The organism is Streptomyces nymphaeiformis (assembly GCF_014203895.1).
Lineage (GTDB): Bacteria > Actinomycetota > Actinomycetes > Streptomycetales > Streptomycetaceae > Streptomyces > Streptomyces nymphaeiformis.
Map to the genome: position 1 here is coordinate 163,168 of NZ_JACHJY010000008.1, position 21,262 is coordinate 184,429.

A 21,262-nucleotide genomic window follows, 5' to 3' on the forward strand; every position below is an offset into this window, starting at 1 on the left:
GCCGTCACAGGTCGTTGCCCGCGTACGAGAGGTTGAAGCTCTTGTTGGTCAGGGGGAAGTCCGGGACGATCGTGTCGGCGAGGGCCAGGGGAAGCGCCGGCCAGTTGTAGAAGGACGGGTCGACCGGCTTCACGCGGGCGAGCCGTCCGTCGGGGCCGAGCTCCACCCGCGTGGTGATCGTGCCGCGCCACCCCTCGACGGTGCCGACGCCGCTGCCGCCGGCCTGGCCCGGGGCCGGCGGGCCGCCCCACGTACCGGGGCCCAGGTCCTCCGCCAGGTGCTCGACGAGCGCGAGGGAGACGTCGCTCTCCTCGGCGCTGACCAGGAACCGGGCCGGCACGTCGCCGCCGTCGCGCACGGGTACGGAGACCTCGGTGTCGTACGCGGCGAAGGGATGCGCCACACGGGCGTCGGTCCCGGACAGGCCGCTCGCCCGGGCCACGTAGCCCAGGCAGCCCAGGTCCCGGGCCGCGTCGGCGGTGAGGACGGCGGTGCCGGTGAAGCGGTCGCGGACGGTGGAGTGCGCGAGGGCGAGGCCGGCGATCTCCCGGATGTCGCGACCGATGGCCGTGAGCCGCGCCGTGTCCGGGAGGGCGCGCAGGACCGCACCCCCGGGGACGACCCCGCCGCGCAGCAGCCGGTGGCCCGTGACCTCCGCGTCGAGGCGCAGGAGTTGCTCCCGTACCCGCTGGGCGTGGGCGTTGAGGATGCCGTGGCCGACGTCGTTGCAGAGCATGCCCAGGTCGGCGACGTGGTTGTGGAGGCGTTCGAGTTCGAGGAGGAGGGCGCGGGCGCGCCGGGCGGCCGCGGGCACGTGGGTGCCGGTGGCCTCCTCGACGGCGAGGCAGTAGGCGAGGGCGTGGCCGACGGGGATCTCGTAGACGCCGTCCCCCTCGACCTCCAGGAAGGGGTAGGGGCCCTCCTGTTCGGCGAACGGCGGCGGGGCACCGGCGTCGGGACGCATCGGGTACCAGCCCTTGGGCCAGTGGAAGTGGCGGACCAGTCGGTGGGGCAGCGGGTGGTCGAGCGGGACGACGCCGTGCAGGTCGCGCATCTCGCGTTCGAAGCGGCCGGCGGGGAAGGAGACGTCCGCCAGGCTCGGGATCTCGGGCTTGACCGGGTCCAGGCACACATGGAGTTCGGTACGGCTGTCCGGTCGCCCCGCGACGAAGAGGTACACGACGCGGACGTGGTCCTCGTCGTGGTGGGCGGCGACGAGGGCGAGGCGGTGGCCCGCCCCGAGCAACCCGCCTGCCTGCCGGTGGAGTTCGTCGACGGCGGTCTCGTGGAGCGTACGCATGGTCTCAGGGCCCTCCGATCGCCCGGGCGGCTTCGTGCACGGGCGAGACGAGCGGCAGCCGGTCGGAGACCCGCCCCGGAGCGCGTGCGGACTCCTCGCGGAGACAGGCGGGGGCGTACGCGCCCGCGGCGACGAGCGGGACGGCGACGGGGGCCGTGAGGAGGAGGACGGTGGAGGCGGCGGTCATCAGTCGTGCAGCTCCCGCAGGTCGTCGAGGTCGGTCGTGCCGAACGCGGCCCGCATCCGGGCGGTGAGCACCTGGAGCACCAGTGCGGCGAGCAGGACGTCGAAGGAGACGCCCAGCTCGACGATGAGCGGCACTCCGGACGTGGCGAGGAACGCGGTGGCGGTGATGCCGTTGTCGAGCAGGAGGAAGCCCACCACCTGGGAGAGCGCCCGCCGTCGGGTGGCGAGGACGAAGAAGCCGACGAGGACGACCGCCAGGCCCACCGGCAGCGCCTGGACGGCGGGGCCCGGGTCGAGCGCGACCAGGGGACGCGCGACGGCGTACGCGAGCAGGGTCAGGGCGGCCGCGGTGAGCGGCGAGGCCGCCAACAGGCTTGCGGGAGAGGCGAGTCGGGCCGGGTCGTGCACGGCTCCCTCGACGATCGCCGCGAGGTCGGTGGTCCCGGCCGGTACCGACAGGGCGAGCACCGCCATGAGGAGGGTCGGTTCGACCAGGGCGGCGACGGTCATCTCCCGGGACGGGCCCATGCCGCCGAACGCGGTCCCGGTGTCGAGGCCGGCCAGGGCGAGGGCGACGGTGCCCAGGGCGAGGAGCGCCACCACGACGATCAGGTCGCCGCGCCCGGCGAGCGGGGTGTCGGTGGAGAGCAGGGGGACGAGTGCGGCGACGACCAGCGCGGTCGCCACGACCAGGGCCGGGGCGATGTGGAAGGCCGGTCCGGTCCCGACCGGGGTGATGGGCTCCTTGCGCAGCAACTTGCGTGCGTCACGCCACGGTTGGAGGAGCCCGGCCCCGGCGCGGCCCTCCATCCGGGCGCGGACCTGCCGCATGAGGCCGGTGAGGAGGGGCGCGCCGGCCACGACGAGGACGAGTTGCGACGCCGTCGCCGCGTATCCGTACGCGCTCACGAACCCACCGCCAGGACGAGGAACAGGGCCAGCAGGCCGAGGAGGCCGTAGCCGAGGTGGAGGTGGACGCTGCCGGTCGCGAGCCGCCGCGAGGCCCGGCCCGCGCGGGCGAGCCGGGCGAGCACCGGGAGGTACGCGCGGTGTTCGATCCGGTCGGGGACCTGGTTGCGGAAGCGGATCCGCTCCACCAGGTAGGTGGACTCCCGGGCATGGGTGACGTCCACGTCCCGCTCCGGCGCGAGGACGTCGTCGAAGACGCGCTGGAGGGGCTCGGCGAACGAGGTCGCCGTGTAGGCCATGCGCGGGGTCGGGGCCCCGCCGCCGCAGTCCCACAGCTTGGCGTTCGGGCGACGGCGCCGACCGCCGTACAGCCGGGGCAGGGCGGCCGCCAGGGCGAGCGCCGCCGTGAGGGCGGCGACGAGCCAGACGGGCGACAGGGAGGCCGACAGCGCGTCGAGCCGCAGTGCGGCCCTCCCTCCGGTGACGGCGTCCGTCCCGGGGAGCCCGGCGGCGATCACCGCCCGGTCGAGACCCGGCCCGAGGAGTCCGGGGACGAGCGCGAGCGCGACGCACCCGGCGCCGAGCAGCACCGTGCCGGCGATCATCGCGGGACCCGACTCCCGGGCCCCGGTGGCCCCCTCGCCGCGGGGCCGGGAGAAGAAGCCGACGCCGAGCGCCTTGACGAAGGCCGCCGCCGCGATGCCCGCCGACAGCGCGATGAGCCCGACGGCCAGCGGCAGGGCGATCGCGACGGAGGCCCCCGGCAGCCGCAGGCCGTGGACGAGGGACTGCAGGAGCAGCCACTCGCCGATGAACCCGTTGCCGGGCGGCAGGGCCACGGCGCCGAGCGCGCCGAGTGCGAAGAGCCCGGTGGTGAAGGGCATCCGGGCCCGCAGCCCGCCGAGCCGGTCGAGGTCGCGGACCCCGGTCGCGCGCGGCACCGACCCGGCCGCACAGAACAACAGGGCCTTGAAAGCGGAGTGGTTGACGACGTGGAGCAGGGCGGCGACGAGCGCGAGCGCCGCCAGCGGGCCGTCGCCCGCGCGGGCGAAGAGACCGGCGGCCCCCGTGCCGATGAGGACCAGGCCCATGTTCTCCGCGGTCGAGTAGGCCAGGAGCCGTTTGAGGTCGGAGGCCATGGCCGCCTGGAGGACGCCGTACACGGCGGACAGGCCGCCCACCGTGACCAGTCCGATCCACCACCACGAAGGACCGCCGCCCAGCAGGTCGAACGCGGTGCGGACGATGCCGTAGGCGCCGAGGTTGACCATCACCCCGCTCATCAGCGCCGAGACCGGGCTGGGCGCCTCGGGATGCGCGCGGGGCAGCCAGGCGTGCAGCGGCACCGCGCCCGCCTTGGACGCGAACGCGGCGGCGGTCAGGACGAAGACCGTGTCCCGTACGGCCGGTGACGTGCCGCCGGCCCCGGCGCGCAGGTCCGCGAAGGTCTCCCCGCCGGAGTGCGCGGCGAACAGGGCGAGTCCGGCCAGGAGCAGCACCAGACCCAGGTGGGTCATCACCGCGTACCAGAGCCCCGCCGTGCGCACCCGTGGCGACTCGCGGTGCTCCGCGAGCACGAGCAGCAGCGAGGAGAGCGCCATCAGCTCCCACAGGACCAGGAACGCGGAGACGGACGCCGCCGCCGGTACGAGGAGCAGGGACAGCGCGAACAGCGGCAGCACCGCCTGCGTCGTACGGGACGCCGGACCGTGCGAACCGTGCCCGCCGTTCCCGTTGACGTAGCCGATGCCGTACACCGCGACCGCCGCCGTGACGGCCCCGGCCACGGCCATGAAGAGGCCCGACAGCGGATCGACGGCCAGGTGCGCCCCGGCGAGGGGGAGGAGGTCCGGCAGGCTCGCCGACCAGGCCTCGCCGCCGAGCGCGGCCACCCCCGCGACGCAGCCCGCCGCTCCCACCCCCGCCGTGCAGATCCCGGAGACGCTCACGCGGGCCCGTACCGGCAGCGCGGAGCCCGCCACGGCGGCGGCGCTCAGATCAGACGGCGGTGAGGAGTCCCGCCGCGACCGGGTTCACCGGCCGGTCACCCGGCGCAGGGCCGCGACGATGGCATCCGGCTCGGGAGGGCACCCGGGCACGGCCAGATCGACCGGTACGACGTCGGCGACGGCGCCCTCGATCCCGTGCCCCCCGGCGAACTCCCCGCGGTCGATCGCGCAGTCCCCGAGGGCCACCACGATCCGGGGCTCGGCCATCGCGGCGACCGTGCGCCGCAGCGGCTCGGCCATGTTCCGCGTGACCGGACCGGTCACCAGGGCCACATCGGCGTGGCGGGGCGAGGCGACCAGGCGGGCGCCGTACCGCTCGGCGTCGTACACGGGCCCGAACGCGGCGGCGATCTCGATCTCGCACCCGTTGCACGAGCCCGCGTCCACGCAGCGGACCCGGGCCGATCCCCTCAAAGCACGCGCCGCCGGCAGCGGTTCGCCGTCCGGTGGCGGCGGTGCCGGTTCGGCCACGCGTCCCGTCGTCCGGATCTTGCGCAACAAGCCCATGAACGCCCCTCCCGCAGGTGGTGAGCACTCTTCCGAAACGGCTAACGGGCCTGCCTGCGGCCGGAGTTACGGAACTCTTATCGCGCTTTGCGTGCTTTATTGAGATTTTGTCGTCGTGCTGACGTGGCGCTCGCCGCCACCGTTCCCGTCGCTGTCCATCGGTGGGCGCGGTGGCGGCGAACGCCGGTTCCGGGCCGCCGTCAGGCGGGCGGCTTCCCCGTCGACGCCTGCAGGTCCGCGAGCAGTTCGGCCTGTCCGGCCAGCACGCCGGAGAGGATCGAACGCGCCACGGCCAGCAGCTCCGCGACCTGGGGGTCGGTCAACGAGTAGAAGACCGTGGCTCCCTCCCGCCGGGCGACGACCAGGTTCGCCCGGCGCAGCACCGCGAGCTGCTGCGAGAGGTGCGCCGGCTCGATGCCCAGCTGGGGCAGCATCTCGCTCACCGCGTGCTCGCGTCGGCTCAGCAGCTCCAGGACGCGGATCCGCACCGGATGCCCCAGCGTCTTGAAGAACTCCGCCTTCAGCTGGTAGAGCGGCGCACTCATCCGCACCGCCTCCATCGTGTCGATGCCGGGCTCCCCGTTCGATGCCATCTCTTCGTCATGGCACTATCCTCGCGCCCTCACGACAACGTGATGACCTCGGTAATTGCCAACATTAGCAACTGTTGAAGATTGAGATGCGGAATCTCCGGAAAGCTACGCCCGCAGGTCGGGCCAGTCGTCGCTGCGCCACTCCCGCTGATGCGCGCCCTCGCTCCGGTGGGCGGCGAGGGCGGCGGCGAGGTCGCAGTGCACGGGGATGGCCGGCTGGTCCCCGGTCGGCACGAGGGAGCCGTCCGCCGGGATCGCCGCGAGCTCCATCCGCCGGCCCTCTGCGCGGAAGCGGCGGGCCGCCTCGGCGACCGCGAGCTGACCGCCCACCGACCAGCCGCGCAGGCTCGTCAGGTCCAGGACCACCGGACCGGTCCCGCGGGCCAGCGCCCAGCCGACCGCGCCGGTGAAGCGGTCCACCGCCTCGGCCCCGAGGAACCCGGCCAGGGACAGGACTCCGAGGTCCTTCTGGATGGTGTATCGCCACTCGATGGTCATCGCTGCCGCTCTCTCGTACCCATGGGCTCGTTCCCGTTCTGCAGTCGCGCGTTCATCCCGCCTCCGGGAGCCACGGCGACTCCGTGCCGGAGACCTCGGCCATGACGCGGGCGGGGGCGACGGGTGCCGTCATCGGGTGCTCTCCTTCTCGGCGCCCGGCCGCGGACCGGGCGGCGGCGGCAGGAGCCCGGCGCCCTGGAGGTGGGAGCGGGCGCCGGCGATGGCCGCGGGGGTGGTGGCGTGCTCCCGGCCCTCGGACCGCAGCAGGTCGAGGGCGCCGACGGAGTCGAGGACCTGGCGCTGGCCGGGCCGTATCCCCGAGGTCATGACGGCGATGCCGCGCCGGTTCAGCTTCTCGACGGCGTCCTTGAGGACGAGCGCGCCGGTCGCGTCCATCGTGGTGACACGGGACATCCGCAGGATGACGACCCGGACGTCCGCCACCTCGGTGAGTTCGAGCAGGAAGCGGTGCGCCGCGGCGAAGAAGAGCGGGCCGTCGATGCGGTACGCCACGATGTGCTCGGCGAGCAGCGCGTGTTCCTCCTCGCTGTGCTCCCCGGGCAGGTCGGCACGGAAGTCCACCCGGTCCATCCGGGCCTGCTTGGCCACGGCCCGCAGCGCGAGGGCGCCCGCGACGGCCAGACCGATGATCACCGCGTACACGAGGTCGAGCGCGAGCGTGGCGACCGCGGTGAGGACCAGGACGACGCCGTCGGAGCGGGTGGCCCGGGCCATCGCCCGCAGGGACCCGACCTCGACCATGCGGATCGCGGTGGCCAGCAGGACGCCCGCGAGGGCCGCGAGGGGGATCTTCGACACCAGCGGCGCCGCGGCGAACACGATCACGGCCAGGACCGCGGCGTGGGTGAGCGCGGCCAGGCGGGAGGAGGCGCCGGAGCGGACGTTCACCGCCGTACGGGCGATGGCGCCGGTCGCGGGGACGCCGCCGAACAGCGGGGCCACCAGGTTGGCCAGACCCTGGCCGAACAGCTCCCGGTCCGGGTCGTGCTGCTGCCCCACCGTCATGCCGTCCGCGACCTGCGCGGAGAGCAGCGACTCGAGCGCGGCGAGCGCCGCCACGGCCACCGCCGGGGCGAGCAGCGACCCCAGGGCGGACAGGTCCAGGAAGCCGAGGGAGGGGGCCGGAAGCCCGGCGGGCAGCTCGCCGATGGGAGCGGCCGCGTCGAGGTGGAGGACCTGCGCCACGACGGTCGCGGCGATCACGGCCACGATCGAGAAGGGGACGGTCGGCCGGATCCGGGCGCCGACGAGCATCACGAGGGCCACGCCGGCGGCGAGCGCCACGGCCGTCCAGTTCGGCGTCCGGACGAACTCCTCGACGGCCCGCCACGTCACGACGAGGACGCGCTCGCCCTCGGGCTTGGGCACGCCGAGGGCGTGGGGGATCTGCTGGAGGCCGATCACCAGCGCGATGCCGAGGGTGAAGCCCTCGATGACCGAGGCCGGGACGTACGCCATGTACCGTCCGGCGCGGGCGAGCGCGAGGCCGATCACGATCAGCCCGGCGAGCAGCCCGACGGTGAGCACGCCGCTCGGCCCGTGCTGGGCCACGATCGGCACGAGGACCACGGTCATCGCACCCGTGGGGCCCGAGACCTGGAGGTTCGAACCGCCGAAGAGGGCGGCGAGCGCCCCGGCGACGACGGCGGTCGCGAGCCCGGCCTCGGCACCCAGGCCGGAGGAGACGCCGAACCCGAGCGCGAGCGGCAGGGCGACGATGGCGACGGTCAGCCCGGCCAGGAGATCCCGGCGCGGGTCGCGGGCCATGGCCGCGACGTCGGCGCGGACGGGCAGGAGGGAGCGGATCCGGGTCCGGGCGGTGCTCGCGAGGCTCACGTGGACGCGACCTCTGCTTCCCTCTCTGCTTCCCCGTCCGCTTCCTTCTCGGCTTCTCGCAGTTCGGCCAGGAGCTGGTTCTGTCCGGCGAGCATCTCGGTGAGGATCCGCCGCGCCGCCTGCATCAGCTCCGCGACGTCCCCGTCGGCCAGCGTGTAGACCACGGTGGACCCCTCACGGCTCGAGGTGACGATCCCCGACCGCCGCAGGACGGCGAGCTGCTGCGAGAGCGCCGAAGGCTCGACCGGGATGCGCGTGAGCAGCTCGCGCACCGCCAGGGGGCCGCTCTGGAGCAGCTCCAGGATCTGGATGCGCACCGGATGTCCGAGCATCCGGAAGAACTCGGCCTTCGCCTGATAGAGCGGAACCGGCACGGTCTCTCGTCTCTCCTCGCCTCACCGGCGGGAGCGCACCTGCCGGGTGGCTGTGCCCGCGGCTACCTGCGGGCACAGCCACCCCATCATGTAATGAATTGCCGAATTTCGCAATTGCTGTCCTGTCGATGATGATCCAGTCCGGTGCGAGGTTCCCTCGGCGGCGAGCCGGTGGCGGAGAGTACGGGGGGCGAGGTGCAGCCGCGCGGCGACCTCGTCGGCGTCCGGGCGCTCCAGGAGCGCCCGACGACTGGGGCGACCTCGTCGTCGACTTCCTCGCCCGGGAACAGTCCCGTGACGACCGCCCGATCGTGCTGTACGGGCTGAACGCGGGCGGCATGCTCACGTACCACGTCGCTGCCGGCGATGAAGGTCCTGATGAAGGACCGTGCTTCCGTCGCCAACCGGGTCGGCGTCCGCTTCCTCGACAGCTACGCGACCTGCACCCCCGCCGATTTCGTCACGAGGAACACCGTCTGAGAGGTCAGGGAAGGAACTCGTGGAACGGCCCGTCGGGCGCGCGGTCGCGTGCGCACAGCATCACGTCCCTCCCCTTCAGATAGGCGAGCAGCCACTCGCCGAACGTCATCTCGTAGAGGGTCCACGAGGGGCTGTCCATCTCCTGGACCAGGACGCGCCAGCGCGAGGAGGTTTCATCCGGGACGCGGAGGAAAATCATCTCTCCCGTCGTGGCCGACGCCACCGGCAGCAATTCACCGGGCCCCGCCCCCGCCCGGCTCGGCAGGAACTCGGCCATGTCCTCCTCGCGCCAGAACTCCAGGTCCTGCCTGATGTCCCTGCCCAGGTCGTGCAGCAGATGGGTGGCGGGGTGCTTCAGATACAACTGCCCGTTGACCGAGACCGAGCCGTAGGCGTCGACGATCTCGCGGAAGTCCGCGGGGAATTCGACGCCGAGTTCCCGCTCCAGATCGGTCCACGGGGCCGGATCCGACCAGTTGAACCTGGGCTCGCCCAACAGGGCCCGGATATCCGAGAGCGTTGCCACTGCGCGACTCCTTCTGGCGGATGAACTCGTACGGGACTCGGTGGATTGTTCATCCCGGATCCGGAGCCCCGTCAAGCCGCCGCCCATTCAAGGCATTTCAGCAACGGCATCCCTTGACGCCCCCGCCCGGCAGGACGAGACTCCGCACGGTCAAGAACCCCACGCCCCGCACGGCCTCGTTCCGTCCCCCGAACGAAGGGTTCCGTCCATGACCGCAACCGCACCCTCCGGAAGACCCGGCCCCTCCGCCGTCCACGACGGCCGTGTCGAGCTCGCGTTCGGCACCGCCCCGGACGACCCCCGCTTCGTCAACGACGACCTGCTCCCCGTCCCCGTGGCCGACCGCCGCTGGACCACGTACAACTTCGCCGCCCTCTGGGTCGGCATGGCCCACAACATCCCCTCCTGGATGCTCGCCTCCGGTCTCGTCGCCCTCGGCATGGACTGGAAGCAGGCCGTCCTCACGATCGCCCTGGCCAATGTCATCGTGCTGGTGCCGATGCTGCTCACCGGCCACGCGGGCCCCAAGTACGGCATCCCCTTCCCCGTCCTCGCCCGCGCCTCCTTCGGACTGCGCGGGGCCAACCTGCCCGCCCTCGTCCGGGCCGGCGTGGCCTGCGCCTGGTTCGGCATCCAGACCTGGATCGGCGGCCAGGGCCTCTTCGTCCTGCTCGACAAGGTCGCGGGCGGCGGCTGGGCGGACGCCGGGAAGGTCGCGGGCCAGCCGTGGACGCTCTGGGCCTGCTTCGTCCTCTTCTGGGCGCTCGAACTGGCCGTCATCTACCGGGGGATGGAGGCCCTGCGCCGCTTCGAGAACTGGGCCGCGCCCTTCGTGATCGTCGGCGCGCTCGCCCTCCTCGTCTGGATCACGGTCAAGGCGGGCGGCCTCGGGCCGCTCCTCGACCAGCCGTCGAAGCTGGGCTGGGGCGCCGACTTCTGGCCCGTCTTCTTCCCCGCCCTCATGGGCATGATCGCCTTCTGGGCGACCCTCAGCCTCAACATCCCCGACTTCACGCGCTTCGGCGCGGGGCAGCGCTCCCAGGTCCTGGGTCAGACCCTCGGGTTGCCCACCACGATGACCCTCTTCGCCCTGCTCTCGGTGCTCGTCACCTCCGGCTCGCAGGCCGTGTACGGGGCGCCCGTCTGGGACCCGGTGGCGCTCGCCGCGAAGACCGACAACGTCTTCGGCCTGCTCTTCGCCCTGGTGACGGTCCTGGTCGCCACCCTCTCCGTGAACCTCGCGGCGAACGTCGTCTCCCCGGCGTACGACCTCGCCAACCTCGCCCCGAGGCTGGTCACCTTCCGTACGGGCGCGCTGATCACCGGCGTCGTCGGCGTGCTCATCATGCCGTGGAAGCTCACCGCCACCCCCGAGCTGTACATCTTCACCTGGCTCGGCCTGGTCGGCGGCCTCCTCGGCACGGTCGCGGGCATCCTCATCGCCGACTACTGGCTCGTCCGCCGGACCGTCCTCGACCTCGAAGGCCTCTACCGGGCCGACGGCCCGTACTGGTACCGGGGAGGCTGGAACCCGGCGGCCGTCCTCGCCTTCGTGGTGGGCGGCGTCCTGGCCGTGGGCGGCTCGCACTCGGCGCCGGGCACGGGACCGTTCCCCGAGGACGGACTGATCCCCTTCCTCGAACCGCTCGCCGACTACGGCTGGGCCGTGGGCCTGGCCGCCTCCCTGCTCCTCTACACCGCCCTCATGAGGCGCGGCGGGGCGGCTTCCCGGCGGTCTTCCCGATCCAGCTGAGGTAGGACCAGACGCGGGTGTTCACGGCGGGGGTGTCGGTCGCGCACCCCTTCCCGTACGAGACGAGACCGACGAGGTACGGCGTCCCCGCGATCGTGTGCACCAGCGGGCCGCCGGAGTCGTACTGGCAGGTGTCCCGGCCCGGCGCGTACGTGCACAGCTGGGCGGCGGTGACCCCGGACATGCCCCGGGCGCCGCACGTCGGGCTGCTCATGGTGCCGAGGACGACGGTCCGCAGGACGTCGGAGGTACGGCCCCCGAAGGAGGTGGTGCCCCAGCCGGGGGCCTCGACCTGCGTGTGGTCGAAGGTGCCGTGGGCGTAGCGGACGGGCAGGGCGACCGGCCGCACGTCCCGGTTGAACACCACGGGCTCGGCCAGCCGGACCAGCGCGATGTCGTCGCGCTGGGTGGCGGGGTCGTAGCCGGGGTGCGTGAGGAAGGAGGCCGGGGTCGCGAGCACCGCGTGCGGGCTGTCGTCGCCGCGCGTCAGGTCGTGGTCGCCGAGGAGCACGCCCACGCGCGCGGTGTCGCTGTACGAGCCGGTCAGGCAGTGCGCGGCGGTGAGCACGTACCGCTCGTCGATCAGCGCGCCGCCGCACATCACCCGGCGCTCCGTCAGGTCCACGAGCCCCACCATGAACGGGTACTGATGGGGCCGCGCCTCCCGACCCCCGACGACCGCCTGCGCGGGCGCCGCGATGCCGAGCGGACACACCGCCATCACCAGGCCCGCGACCGCCGCCGTGAGCTTCCGCACCCGTCCCACCTGATCTCCGCCCTGTCGGTCCCCTGGCCGGCCCTGTGCGGAGACGTTTCCGCACAACCGTCCCGGCCCGCGTGTGCATCAACGACGGGGGAGCGGGGGAGTCACCCGACGCCCCCCCGTTGTGGGCATACGTTCCGCAAGGGCGGAACGGGTGGGCACAACGGAACGGCGCCCTTGCCGGCGCCAGAGGCTCCCGAGCCTGAACCCGCACCGACTCGTGTGCCGCGCTCGTGGTGCGGGCCAAGGCACGGAACGTGGAGGCGATCAACCATCCGCGTCGGGCGCCCACCCGGGAACGTGCGCCGCGGCAGCCGCGTCCCAGGCCGGGGCCCCGCCCGGGTACGGCCATGCCCGGGTCAGATCGGGCGAGTCCGTGATCGACCGCAGCGTCTCCGCGAGACGGCGGCTCTCGTTCGCGACCCGGAACCCGGCATCCGAGCCGTCCAGCGCGGCGACCCGCTCCACGTACTCCCGGACCGGCCGGGCCGCGCAGAGCTCCACCCACGCGGCGTCCACGGCCCGCGAGAGGGCCAGCACCCGGGGCCGGCCGCCCTCCGCGAGCGCCGCCGTCAGGCGGTCGTGGCCGTCCAGGACGACGGGGGAGTCGAGCCCGCTGATCCACCAGGCGAACACCGGCGGCAGCACCCCTTCCCGGTACTGGCGGCGGTACGCGCGCACCCGGGGCGCCTCCACCGGTGAGAGCGACCGCAGCGGCAGCAGGTCGCGCGCGTCCTCGACCGGGTCGCCGTATCCGAACCAGGTCAGATGGCCCCGGTCGGGATCGTGCGCCAGGAGCTTCGGCCAGTTGCCGTCCACGAACCAGCCGTTCGGCCGGGGGCCGAGCCGCCACTCGCCCGTGTGGAGCGGCCCGTCCGCCGCCGCGCGGAGTCCCGCCTCCGCGTGCGCGGCCCAGCGCTCCGTCCACTCCTCCGTGCCCGGCACCGCGAACTCCGCGAACGCGCGCGCCCGTTCGGCCCGCAGCGGGGCCAGCGGGGAGGCGTACCGCCCGGTCCGCGCGTAGTGGACCCCGCGGTGGGTGGCGCGCTGGCGGGCGAACAGCACGGGGGTCGTGCCCTGCAGCAGCACGAGCCGGCGCCCGTCGGCGCACTCCATCCGGAGACCGGGCTTCACCGGCGTCTCGACACGCATGCCGTCACCCTACGCAGCGGCCGGTCACGGCACCCGGGCCGTCCACTCCTCCGTGTCGAACTTCGACTCCGCCAACTCCTTCGCGCGGGTCAGTTCGTCCTCCGTCAGGTGGCCCCGGGTGAGGCCGTAGCGGGTGCGGAAGGACGCGATCATGCGGTCGATCACCGTCTCGCGCGGCAGGCCCGTCTGGCGGCGCAGCGGGTCCACGCGCTTCTTCGCGCTCTTCGTGCCCTTGTCGGAGAGCTTCTCGCGGCCGATCCGCAGCACCTCGGTCATCTTGTCCGCGTCGATGTCGTACGCCATCGTCACGTGGTGCAGGACCGCGCCCTCGCCCGCCACCAGCCGCTTCTGCGCCGCGCCCGCGATCTTGCCCGCGTCCGTGGCGATGTCGTTGAGCGGCTGGTACCAGGCCCGGATCCCCATGTCGCCGAGCGCGCCGAGCACCCAGTCGTCGAGGTAGGCGTAGCTGTCGGTGAAGGACAGGCCCTGGACGAGGGCGTCGGGGACGGAGAGCGAGTACGTGATGGTGTTGCCCGGTTCGATGAACATCGCCCCGCCGCCGCTGATCCGGCGCACCACCTGGATGCCGTGCCGCTCCGCCGCCTCCGGGTCGACCTCGTTGCGCAGGGACTGGAAGCTCCCGATGACCACCGCCGGGGCGCCCCACTCCCAGACCCGGAGGGTCGGCGGGCGGCGGCCGGCCGCCACCTCGGCGGTCAGGACCTCGTCGATCGCCATGTGCAGCGCGGGGGACTGCGGCGGCTCGTGGATCAGCTGCCAGTCGTAGTCGGTCCAGTCCGTGGCGTGGGCGAGGGCGCGCCGGACCGCGACCCCGACGCCCTCCGAGGTCAGGCCGAACATCTGCGTGCCCGGCGGGAGCGCCGCGTCGATCCGGGCGGCGAGCCCCGGGGCGTCCGTGTCGGCCGGCGCGCCTTCGAGGGCCCCGTCGATCGCGAGGATCGCCTCGTCGGGTTCGAGGAAGAAGTCGCCCGCGACCCGGACGTTCCGCAGGACCCCGTCCTCGGTGTCGAGGTCGACGACCACCAGCTTTCCGCCGGGGACCTTGTACTCGCCGTGCACGGAAGCCTCCCTGTGTGTAAGGGGTGAACTCGGCCAAAGGGTACTCCCCGGGGAAACGGAGGATGACAAGTGCGGCATTCCGGTTGTCAGCGGCCCGTGCTTAGCTGGAGGCATGATCGAAGACTTCTTTGAGCAGGTCCTCGGCGGCCGTACGACCGAGGTCGAGGAGGCCGTCCGCAAGGCGGCCGCGGCCGAGATCATGCCGCGCTTCCGGCAGCTCGCCGCCGACGACATCGTCGAGAAGGACGGGCCGCACGACCTGGTCACCGTCGCCGACCGGGCCGCCGAGGCCCACCTCACCGCGTCCCTCACCGCCCTGCTGCCCGGCTCCGTGGTCGTCGGCGAGGAGGCCGTCCACGCCGACCCGAGCCTGTACGAGGCGCTGCGCGGCGACGCCCCCGTCTGGATCGTCGACCCGGTCGACGGCACCCGTCAGTTCGTCCACGGCGACCCCGGCTTCTGCACCCTCGTCGCCCTCGCCCAGCACGGCGAGGTCCTCGCCTCCTGGACCTTCGCGCCCGCCCTGGACCAGTTCGCCGTCGCCGTGCGCGGCCGCGGCGCCACCCTCGACGGGCAGGCGATCCGGTCGGGTTCGCCGGCGCCCGGCGAGGTCCTGGAGGTCGCCACCTCGCACCCCGACTACACCACCCCGGACCAGAAGCGCGCCCTGCTCGGCCTGGCGGTCGAGGGCGTCCGCCCCCGCCCCTGCGGCTCGGCCGGGCTCGAGTACCTCGCCGTGGCGCGCGGGGAGCTGGCCGGCACCGCGTTCTCCTGGGAGTACGCCTGGGACCACGCCGCCGGACTCCTCCTGGTCGCCGAGGCGGGCGGCGCGACCACGACGATCGCGGGGGAGCCGTTCCGCATAGCCGGGGGGAACGCGCTGCCGTTCACGACCGCCCGGGACGCGGCGACCGCCGAGCGGATCCGGACGCTCCTCGGGGGCGTGTGAGACGCCGTTCCCCACCCGCCTATCCTGGGAGCCTTGGCCATCGGCTGACGAAGGAGTCCGAAGGTGACGAACGAGACGTCGATGCTCGATGCCGTCGTCGTGGGGGCGGGACCCAACGGACTGACGGCCGCCGTCGAACTGGCCCGCCGCGGACTCTCCGTGGCCGTCTTCGAGGCCAAGTCCACCATCGGCGGCGGCGCCAGGACCGAGGAGCTCACCCTCCCCGGCTTCCGGCACGACCCCTGCTCCGCCGTGCACCCGCTCGGCGCCGGCTCGCCCGTCTTCAAGACGATGCCGCTCGACCGGTACGGCCTGGAGTGGCTCCACGCCGAACTGCCCATGGCGCACCCCTGGGACGACGGCACCGCCGCCGTCCTCGCCCGCTCCGTCGCCGAGACCGCCGCCTCCTTCGGACCGCGCGACGCCGGGACGTACCGCAGGCTCGTCGCCCCCTTCCTCGGCAAGTGGGACACGCTCGCGAGCGACTTCATGCAGCTGCCGCTCACCGCGCTGCCCCGCGACCCGGTCACCCTCGCCCGCTTCGGCCTCACCGGACTGCCGCCGTCCACCTGGCTGATGCGAAGGTTCCGGGACGAGAAGGCCCCCGCGCTCCTGGCCGGACTCGTCGGCCACGTCATCGCCCCCCTCAACGGCCTCGCCACCGGCGCCGTCGGCCTGGTCTTCGCGCTCGCCGCGCACGCGGGCGGCTGGCCCATGCCCCGGGGCGGCTCGCAGTCGATCTCCGACGCCCTCGCCGCGTACCTCAAGGACCTCGGCGGCGCCGTCCACACCGACTTCGAGGTCAAGCGGCTCGACGACCTGCCGCCGGCCCGCGCCTACGTCTTCGACACCTCGCCCACCGCCCTCGCCCGGATCGCCGGCTTCGGCGGGCACTACGACCACTACAAGTACGGCGCCAGCGCCTTCAAGATCGACTACGCGCTCGACGGGCCCGTGCCCTGGACCGCCGAGGAGGCCCGCAGGGCCGGCACCGTCCAGGTCGGCCCCACCGCCGGCGAGATCGGCACCGCCCTGCGCCAGGCCTCCTCCGGCACCGCCCCCGACGCCCCCTTCCTCATCACCGCCCAGCCCAGCCTCGTCGACCCCTCCCGCGCCCCCGAGGGCAAGCACGTCTTCTGGGCGTACGGCCATGTGCCCAACGGCTGGCGCGGCGACCTCACCGAGGCCATAGAGCGTCAGATCGAGCGCTTCGCCCCCGGCTTCCGCGACCGCGTCCTGGCCCGCGCCACGGCGGGCCCGCCCGAACTCGCCGAGCGCAACGCCAACTACATCGGCGGCGACATCGCCTGCGGCGCCGCCCGCGGCCTCCAGCTCCTGCTGCGCCCCACGCTCTCGCTGCGCCCCTACGCGACCCCGCACCCGGCCGTGTTCCTCTGCTCCTCCGCGACCCCGCCCGGCCCCGGCGTGCACGGCATGTCCGGGCACAACGCGGCGAAGGCGGTGTGGCGGAGCCTGCGAAAATAGACTGGTCGCCATGGCCAAGTACTTCGACGTGCACCCCGACAACCCCCAGCCCCGCACCATCGGCGCGGTGGCCGACTCCATCCGGAACGGGGCGCTCGTCGCGTACCCGACCGACTCCTGCTACGCGCTGGGCACCCGGCTCGGCAGCCGCGACGGCATCAGCCGCATCCGCGCCATCCGCGACCTCGACGACCGGCACCACTTCACGCTGATGTGCGCGAACTTCGCCCAGCTGGGCCAGCTCGTGCACATCGACAACGACGTCTTCCGCGCCGTCAAGGCGTCCACCCCCGGCGCGTACACCTTCATCCTCCCGGCGACGAAGGAGGTGCCCCGGCAGCTGCTGCACCCCAAGAAGAAGACCGTCGGCGTCCGCATCCCCGACCACGTCGTCACCCAGGCCCTCCTCGCCGAACTCGGCGAGCCGCTGCTCTCCAGCACCCTGCTCCTGCCCGACGAGGCCGAACCGCTGACCCAGGGCTGGGAGATCAAGGAGCGGCTCGACCACCAGGTGGACGCGGTGCTCGACTCCGGCGACTGCGGCACCGAACCCACCACCGTCGTCGACTTCTCCAGCGGCGAGCCCGAGATCGTCCGCCGAGGCGCGGGGGACACCACCCGCTTCGAGTAGGCGGCCCCCGGTGGGACGGGGGCGGACGTCCATGTCGTTTTCTCGCCAGCCCGCGAGCCGTCCGTCCCCGATCCTGGAACCATGCACACCGACACCGAGCGCTGCGTGCGGGCCGTCCAGTCCAAGGAGGCGCGCTTCGACGGCGTGTTCTTCACCGCCGTCCGCACCACCCGGATCTACTGCCGGCCCAGCTGCCCCGCCGTGCCGCCCAAGCCCGAGAACATGGAGTTCCACCCCAGCGCCGCCTCCTGCCAGCGCGCCGGCTACCGGGCCTGCAAGCGGTGCCGGCCCGACACCAGCCCCGGCTCGCCCCAGTGGAACGTCCGCGCCGACGCCGTCGCCCGCGCCGTCCGCCTCATCCAGGACGGCGTCGTCGACCGCGAGGGCGTCCCCGGCCTCGCCCGGCGGCTCGGCTGGTCCACCCGCCAGATCGAACGCCAGCTCCTCGCCGAACTCGGCGCCGGACCCCTCGCCCTGGCCCGCGCCCAGCGCGCCCAGACCGCCCGGCTGCTCATCGAGACCACCCCGATGCCCTTCGGCGAGGTCGCCTTCGCCGCCGGCTTCTCCTCCATCCGCACCTTCAACGACACCGTCCGCGAGGTCTTCGCCCTCACCCCCGGCGAGCTGCGCGCCCGCGCCACCCGGCGGGCACCGCTCGGGGCGGCCGCGACCCCCGGCGTCATCAGCCTCCGGCTGCCGTTCCGCGCCCCCCTCGAACCCTCCAACCTCTTCGGCCACCTCGCCGCGACCGCCGTCCCCGGCGTGGAGGAGTGGCGGGACGGCGCCTACCGGCGAACGCTGAGCCTCCCGTACGGACACGGCATCGTCTCCCTCGCCCCGCGCCCCGACCACATCGCCTGCCGCCTCCTCCTCACGGACCCGCGCGACCTCACGCACGCGATCAGCCGCTGCCGCCGGCTCCTCGACCTCGACGCCGACCCCGTCGCCGTCGACGATCAGCTCCGCACCGACCCGCTGTTCGCCCCGCTCGTCGACAAGGCGCCCGGCCGCCGTGTGCCCGGCACCGTCGACCCCGCCGAGTTCGCCGTACGGGCCGTCCTCGGCCAGCAGGTCTCCACCGCCGCCGCCCGCACCCACGCCGCCCGCCTGGTCACCGCGCACGGCGTCCCGGTCGAGGACCCCGAGGGCGGGCTCACCCACCTCTTCCCGGGTCCCGAGGCGCTCGCCGCCCTCGACCCCGAGAGTCTCGCCCTGCCGCGCAGCCGCCGTACCACCCTCCTCACCCTCGTCCGGGCCCTCGCCGACGGCTCGCTCCCGCTCGGCCCCGCCGACGACCGCGAGGAGGCCCGCGCCCGGCTGCTCGCCCTGCCCGGCTTCGGCCCCTGGACCACCGAGATCATCGCCATGCGGGCCCTCGGCGACCCCGACGCCTTCCTCCCCGGCGACCTCGGCGTCCGCCGCGCCGCCGAAGGCCTCGGACTGCCCGGAACCCCGGCGGCGCTCACCGCCCGCGCCGCGCACTGGCGCCCCTGGCGCGCCTACGCCGTCCAGTACCTCTGGGCGACCGACGACCACCCGATCAACCACCTGCCCGCGTAAAGGACCCCGTCCCATGCCCGTCGTCCAGCACACCGTCGTGGACAGCCCCTACGACCCGCTGACCCTGGTCGCCGTCGACGGCGTCCTCAGCCGCCTCCACATGACCGGCCAGCGGCACCGCCCGCCCGAGGAGACCTTCGGCGAACCCGACCCGCGCCCCTTCGGCGAGGTCATCCGCCAGCTCGACGCCTACTTCGCGGGCGAACTCACCGAGTTCGACCTGCCGTTGAACCTCGTCGGCACCCCTTTCCAGCTGCGCGTCTGGGAGCAGCTCCTCCGCATCCCGTACGGGGAGACCCGGACGTACGGAGAACTCGCCGAAGAGCTCGGCAACCCCGGCGCCTCCCGGGCCGTGGGCCTCGCCAACGGCAAGAACCCCGTCGGCATCGTCGTCCCCTGCCACCGGGTGATCGGCGCGGGCGGAAGCCTCACCGGCTACGGCGGCGGCCTGGACCGCAAGCAGCGGCTGCTCGCCTTCGAATCGGGTACGGCGGAACCGGACGCCCTGTTCTAGCGGAGCCGGTCGAGGAGCGCGGGCAGCGCCGTGCCGATCGGCTCGCGCACGACCTCGTCGGCGACGGGGTCGTACGGGGTGGGCTCGGCGTTCACGATGATCAGCCGGGCGCCGTGCTCGGCCGCGATCCCCGCGAGGGAGGCCGCCGGCTGGACCTGGAGGCTGCTGCCGACCACGACGAACACCTCGGTGGCCTTGGCGATCGACATGGCCTGGCCGAGCACCACCGGATCGAGCCGCTGCCCGAACATCACCGTCGCCGACTTCAGGATCCCGCCGCACCCCCGGCACGCCGGGTCGTCCTCACCCGCCCGCACCCGGTCGAGCGCCTCCGCCATCGACGAGCGCGCGTGGCAGGCCGTGCACACCACCGACCGCGCCGAGCCGTGGAGTTCGAGCACCTTCCGCGCGGACACCCCGGCGGCCTGGTGCAGCCCGTCCACGTTCTGCGTGATCACCCGCAGCGCGTTGCCGCTCGTCCGCTCGTACGCGGCGATCGCGCGGTGCGCCGCGTTCGGCTCGGCGCTCAGGGCCGGACCGTCGAGCCGCATCCGCCACGAGCGGCGGCGGATCTCCGGATCGGCCATGTACGGCCCGTACGTGACGAGCCGCTCGGCCTCGGGATCCTGCCGCCACACACCGTTCGGCCCCCGGTAGTCGGGGATGCCCGAGTCGGTGGAGATGCCGGCACCACTGAAGATCGCGACCATCGTCATGGGAAGACCCTAGGCACCGCCGAACCGCTCCCGCGAGCGGGTTTCCCGGTGCTAGGTTCCCGGCATGGCCAAGGTGAACATCGCGCTCGACGCCGAACTCGTCGTGGAAGTCATGGTCCTCGCCGGAATCGGCAACCCCCAGGACGCCGTCGAGGCCGTCGTCCGCGACTACATCGCCCGCGGCCACCGCACTGAGGCGCGCGCCGTCAGCCGGGACGAACCCCAGCGCACCGGCGAGATCGTCCCCCCGGAACCCCCGCAGGGCTAGGAATTGCAGGAGCGGTCAACCGCCCCGTTCCGCCAACCGCAAGGTCCGTTCGGCCAGTTCGCTGATGCGGACCCCGTCGAAGCCGAAGACGGCGCTGCGCACCCTGTCCCGCAGGGGCTCCGACCACTGCGGCGGGATCGCGGCCGCGCCGCAGCGGACCCCGGCCACCGAGCCCGCCGTCGCCCCGTTGGAGTCGGTGTCCAGGCCCCCGCGGACGGTGAGCGTGATCGTCCGGGTGAAGTCCCCCTCCCCGTACAGGAGTCCGGCCGTCAGGACGGCCGCGTTCGGGACGGTGTGGATCCAGCCGAGGCCCGCCGTCCGCTCCGCGAGCTCGGTGAGGGCCTCCGACCAGCCGAGCCCCGACTCGTACAGCGCGATCGCGCCCCGTACGGTCCGGGCCAGCCGGCTGCTCGCCGGCACCCGCTCCAGGCTCGTCTCCAGGGCGGAGCGCACGTCCGGCGCGGTGAAGGCGGAGGCGATGAGGGCGGCCGCCCACATCGCCCCGTACACGCCGTTCCCGGTGTGCGAGAGGACCGCGTCACGGCGGGCGAGCGAGGCGGCCCGGCGCGGGTCGCCCGGACACGTCCAGCCGTACGCGTCGGCCCGGATCAGCGCGCCGATCCAGTCCTGGTACGGATTGTCGTACGTGGCCGTCAGCGGCGGCCGCAGCCCGTCGACGAGGTTCCGGTAGGCGACCCGCTCCGCCGTGAACGTCTGCAGGTACGGCAGCCGCAGCAGCCACTCCTCGCCGACCTGCTCGGTCGTGAACGCGAAGCCGCGCGTCTCCAGGAGGTGCAGCCCCAGGACCGACCAGTCGACGTCGTCGTCCCGGCAGCTGCCGTCGATCCCGCCCCGCACGCACCGCTCCCACTCGGGCCGCAGCTCGAAGCCCTCCGCCCCGGGCGGCGGCGGAGGGAGGTAGTCGGTCAGCGGGAGCGCCCCGGTCAGCCGCAGATAGGCGTCGATGCGGTCCCGGGTCCAGTGGTCCCCGCGCTCCACGGGCTTGCCCAGCATGTTCCCGGCGATCCGGCCCGTCCAGCCGCCCAGGATCCGGTCCCCGAGCTCCCCGTGCGCGAACCCCATACCTCCGGTGTACCGAATCCGGCGGCGGGGCGCGCGCCGGGGCCCGGACCCGGCCGCCGTGCGTGGGCC

Annotated in this window: 22 protein-coding genes; 7 read left to right on the top strand and 15 right to left on the bottom strand. The window is 73.7% G+C overall.

The annotated features are described in order from the left end of the window. Window positions 1–4 precede the first annotated feature (4 nt). The 10 genes from GGE06_RS26765 to GGE06_RS26815 form a co-directional block, all read right to left on the bottom strand. Window positions 5–1,300, bottom strand: a complete 1,296-nt coding sequence (locus tag GGE06_RS26765) for a hydrogenase large subunit (RefSeq protein ID WP_184932013.1) — start codon at window positions 1,298–1,300, stop codon at window positions 5–7. A gap of 4 nt (window positions 1,301–1,304) precedes the next feature. Beyond that, on the bottom strand, window positions 1,305–1,487 hold the full coding sequence (locus GGE06_RS26770) for a hypothetical protein (protein ID WP_116158064.1): 183 nt from the start codon (window positions 1,485–1,487) through the stop codon (window positions 1,305–1,307). Further along, window positions 1,487–2,395, bottom strand: a complete 909-nt coding sequence (locus GGE06_RS26775; protein ID WP_116158063.1) for an NADH-quinone oxidoreductase subunit H — start codon at window positions 2,393–2,395, stop codon at window positions 1,487–1,489. The genes GGE06_RS26770 and GGE06_RS26775 overlap by 1 nt, the downstream gene beginning before the upstream one ends. Further along, window positions 2,392–4,377: a proton-conducting transporter transmembrane domain-containing protein gene (locus GGE06_RS26780; RefSeq protein ID WP_312883311.1), complete on the bottom strand. Its 1,986-nt coding sequence runs from the start codon at window positions 4,375–4,377 to the stop codon at window positions 2,392–2,394. Before GGE06_RS26780 ends, GGE06_RS26775 begins: the two co-directional genes overlap by 4 nt. Window positions 4,378–4,428: 51 nt before the next feature. After that, a complete protein-coding gene (locus GGE06_RS26785) occupies window positions 4,429–4,911 on the bottom strand; it encodes an NADH-quinone oxidoreductase subunit B family protein (protein ID WP_116158061.1) in 483 nt (160 codons plus the stop codon). Between the two features lie 200 nt (window positions 4,912–5,111). Further along, on the bottom strand, window positions 5,112–5,456 hold the full coding sequence (locus tag GGE06_RS26790) for an ArsR/SmtB family transcription factor (protein ID WP_116165235.1): 345 nt from the start codon (window positions 5,454–5,456) through the stop codon (window positions 5,112–5,114). Window positions 5,457–5,609: 153 nt separating this feature from the next. Then, the gene (locus GGE06_RS26795) at window positions 5,610–6,002 is read right to left on the bottom strand and encodes an STAS domain-containing protein (RefSeq protein WP_116158060.1); all 393 of its coding nucleotides are present in this window, start codon (window positions 6,000–6,002) and stop codon (window positions 5,610–5,612) included. Window positions 6,003–6,131: 129 nt separating this feature from the next. After that, a complete protein-coding gene (locus tag GGE06_RS26800) occupies window positions 6,132–7,790 on the bottom strand; it encodes a SulP family inorganic anion transporter (protein ID WP_116165234.1) in 1,659 nt (552 codons plus the stop codon). Between the two features lie 65 nt (window positions 7,791–7,855). After that, window positions 7,856–8,233 carry an ArsR/SmtB family transcription factor gene (locus GGE06_RS26805; protein WP_116158059.1) on the bottom strand — a complete coding sequence of 126 codons (378 nt, stop codon included), beginning with the start codon at window positions 8,231–8,233 and terminating at the stop codon, window positions 7,856–7,858. Between the two features lie 484 nt (window positions 8,234–8,717). Further along, a complete protein-coding gene (locus tag GGE06_RS26815) occupies window positions 8,718–9,239 on the bottom strand; it encodes an SMI1/KNR4 family protein (RefSeq protein WP_312883312.1) in 522 nt (173 codons plus the stop codon). Window positions 9,240–9,447: 208 nt separating this feature from the next. Between GGE06_RS26815 and GGE06_RS26820 the strand changes: the two genes are divergently transcribed. Further along, a complete protein-coding gene (locus GGE06_RS26820; protein ID WP_116158057.1) occupies window positions 9,448–10,992 on the top strand; it encodes an NCS1 family nucleobase:cation symporter-1 in 1,545 nt (514 codons plus the stop codon). On the opposite strand, the gene GGE06_RS26825 is transcribed toward GGE06_RS26820, so the two are convergent. The 3 genes from GGE06_RS26825 to lplAB form a co-directional block, all read right to left on the bottom strand. Continuing rightward, window positions 10,943–11,749, bottom strand: coding sequence for a serine protease (locus GGE06_RS26825; protein WP_312883313.1), 807 nt, complete (start codon window positions 11,747–11,749; stop codon window positions 10,943–10,945). The genes GGE06_RS26820 and GGE06_RS26825 overlap by 50 nt on opposite strands. 273 nt (window positions 11,750–12,022) lie before the next feature. Beyond that, window positions 12,023–12,907, bottom strand: a complete 885-nt coding sequence (locus GGE06_RS26830) for a hypothetical protein (RefSeq protein ID WP_184932014.1) — start codon at window positions 12,905–12,907, stop codon at window positions 12,023–12,025. Between the two features lie 24 nt (window positions 12,908–12,931). Beyond that, complete coding sequence (lplAB, locus tag GGE06_RS26835) at window positions 12,932–13,987, bottom strand: lipoate-protein ligase LplAB (RefSeq protein ID WP_184932015.1); 1,056 nt, start codon at window positions 13,985–13,987, stop codon at window positions 12,932–12,934. 112 nt (window positions 13,988–14,099) lie between these two features. On the opposite strand from lplAB, the gene GGE06_RS26840 reads away from it, so the two are divergent. The 5 genes from GGE06_RS26840 (at window position 14,100) to GGE06_RS26860 (ending at window position 19,126) form a co-directional block, all read left to right on the top strand. Further along, entirely contained in the window at window positions 14,100–14,936 is an 837-nt protein-coding gene (locus tag GGE06_RS26840) for an inositol monophosphatase family protein (RefSeq protein WP_116158054.1), read from the top strand. An 81-nt stretch (window positions 14,937–15,017) separates the two neighbouring features. After that, window positions 15,018–16,421 carry a phytoene desaturase family protein gene (locus GGE06_RS26845; RefSeq protein WP_116165232.1) on the top strand — a complete coding sequence of 468 codons (1,404 nt, stop codon included), beginning with the start codon at window positions 15,018–15,020 and terminating at the stop codon, window positions 16,419–16,421. A gap of 10 nt (window positions 16,422–16,431) precedes the next feature. Then, complete coding sequence (locus GGE06_RS26850; RefSeq protein WP_116158053.1) at window positions 16,432–17,052, top strand: L-threonylcarbamoyladenylate synthase; 621 nt, start codon at window positions 16,432–16,434, stop codon at window positions 17,050–17,052. Window positions 17,053–17,133: 81 nt separating this feature from the next. Beyond that, window positions 17,134–18,612: an AlkA N-terminal domain-containing protein gene (locus tag GGE06_RS26855; protein ID WP_184932016.1), complete on the top strand. Its 1,479-nt coding sequence runs from the start codon at window positions 17,134–17,136 to the stop codon at window positions 18,610–18,612. A gap of 13 nt (window positions 18,613–18,625) precedes the next feature. After that, a complete protein-coding gene (locus GGE06_RS26860) occupies window positions 18,626–19,126 on the top strand; it encodes a methylated-DNA--[protein]-cysteine S-methyltransferase (RefSeq protein WP_116158051.1) in 501 nt (166 codons plus the stop codon). On the opposite strand, the gene GGE06_RS26865 is transcribed toward GGE06_RS26860, so the two are convergent. Continuing rightward, window positions 19,123–19,842: an SIR2 family NAD-dependent protein deacylase gene (locus GGE06_RS26865; protein WP_116158050.1), complete on the bottom strand. Its 720-nt coding sequence runs from the start codon at window positions 19,840–19,842 to the stop codon at window positions 19,123–19,125. The genes GGE06_RS26860 and GGE06_RS26865 overlap by 4 nt on opposite strands. Window positions 19,843–19,906: 64 nt before the next feature. On the opposite strand from GGE06_RS26865, the gene GGE06_RS26870 reads away from it, so the two are divergent. Further along, entirely contained in the window at window positions 19,907–20,110 is a 204-nt protein-coding gene (locus tag GGE06_RS26870; RefSeq protein ID WP_116158049.1) for a type II toxin-antitoxin system VapB family antitoxin, read from the top strand. Between the two features lie 15 nt (window positions 20,111–20,125). Here GGE06_RS26870 and GGE06_RS26875 read toward each other — a convergent pair whose 3' ends face one another. Further along, the gene (locus GGE06_RS26875) at window positions 20,126–21,193 is read right to left on the bottom strand and encodes an ADP-ribosylglycohydrolase family protein (RefSeq protein ID WP_184932017.1); all 1,068 of its coding nucleotides are present in this window, start codon (window positions 21,191–21,193) and stop codon (window positions 20,126–20,128) included. Window positions 21,194–21,262: the final 69 nt, after the last annotated feature.

Bases quoted from the DNA above. Each gene is read 5' to 3' on its own strand.
- GGE06_RS26765 (WP_184932013.1), bottom strand. From the start codon at position 1,300: ATGCGTACGCTCCACGAGACCGCCGTCGACGAACTCCACCGGCAGGCA.
- GGE06_RS26770 (WP_116158064.1), bottom strand. From the start codon at position 1,487: ATGACCGCCGCCTCCACCGTCCTCCTCCTCACGGCCCCCGTCGCCGTC.
- GGE06_RS26785 (WP_116158061.1), bottom strand. From the start codon at position 4,911: ATGGGCTTGTTGCGCAAGATCCGGACGACGGGACGCGTGGCCGAACCG.
- GGE06_RS26790 (WP_116165235.1), bottom strand. From the start codon at position 5,456: ATGAGTGCGCCGCTCTACCAGCTGAAGGCGGAGTTCTTCAAGACGCTG.
- GGE06_RS26795 (WP_116158060.1), bottom strand. From the start codon at position 6,002: ATGACCATCGAGTGGCGATACACCATCCAGAAGGACCTCGGAGTCCTG.
- GGE06_RS26800 (WP_116165234.1), bottom strand. From the start codon at position 7,790: ATGGCCCGCGACCCGCGCCGGGATCTCCTGGCCGGGCTGACCGTCGCC.
- GGE06_RS26820 (WP_116158057.1), top strand. From the start codon at position 9,448: ATGACCGCAACCGCACCCTCCGGAAGACCCGGCCCCTCCGCCGTCCAC.
- GGE06_RS26830 (WP_184932014.1), bottom strand. From the start codon at position 12,907: ATGCGTGTCGAGACGCCGGTGAAGCCCGGTCTCCGGATGGAGTGCGCC.
- GGE06_RS26840 (WP_116158054.1), top strand. From the start codon at position 14,100: ATGATCGAAGACTTCTTTGAGCAGGTCCTCGGCGGCCGTACGACCGAG.
- GGE06_RS26845 (WP_116165232.1), top strand. From the start codon at position 15,018: ATGCTCGATGCCGTCGTCGTGGGGGCGGGACCCAACGGACTGACGGCC.
- GGE06_RS26850 (WP_116158053.1), top strand. From the start codon at position 16,432: ATGGCCAAGTACTTCGACGTGCACCCCGACAACCCCCAGCCCCGCACC.
- GGE06_RS26855 (WP_184932016.1), top strand. From the start codon at position 17,134: ATGCACACCGACACCGAGCGCTGCGTGCGGGCCGTCCAGTCCAAGGAG.
- GGE06_RS26860 (WP_116158051.1), top strand. From the start codon at position 18,626: ATGCCCGTCGTCCAGCACACCGTCGTGGACAGCCCCTACGACCCGCTG.
- GGE06_RS26865 (WP_116158050.1), bottom strand. From the start codon at position 19,842: ATGACGATGGTCGCGATCTTCAGTGGTGCCGGCATCTCCACCGACTCG.
- GGE06_RS26870 (WP_116158049.1), top strand. From the start codon at position 19,907: ATGGCCAAGGTGAACATCGCGCTCGACGCCGAACTCGTCGTGGAAGTC.
- GGE06_RS26875 (WP_184932017.1), bottom strand. From the start codon at position 21,193: ATGGGGTTCGCGCACGGGGAGCTCGGGGACCGGATCCTGGGCGGCTGG.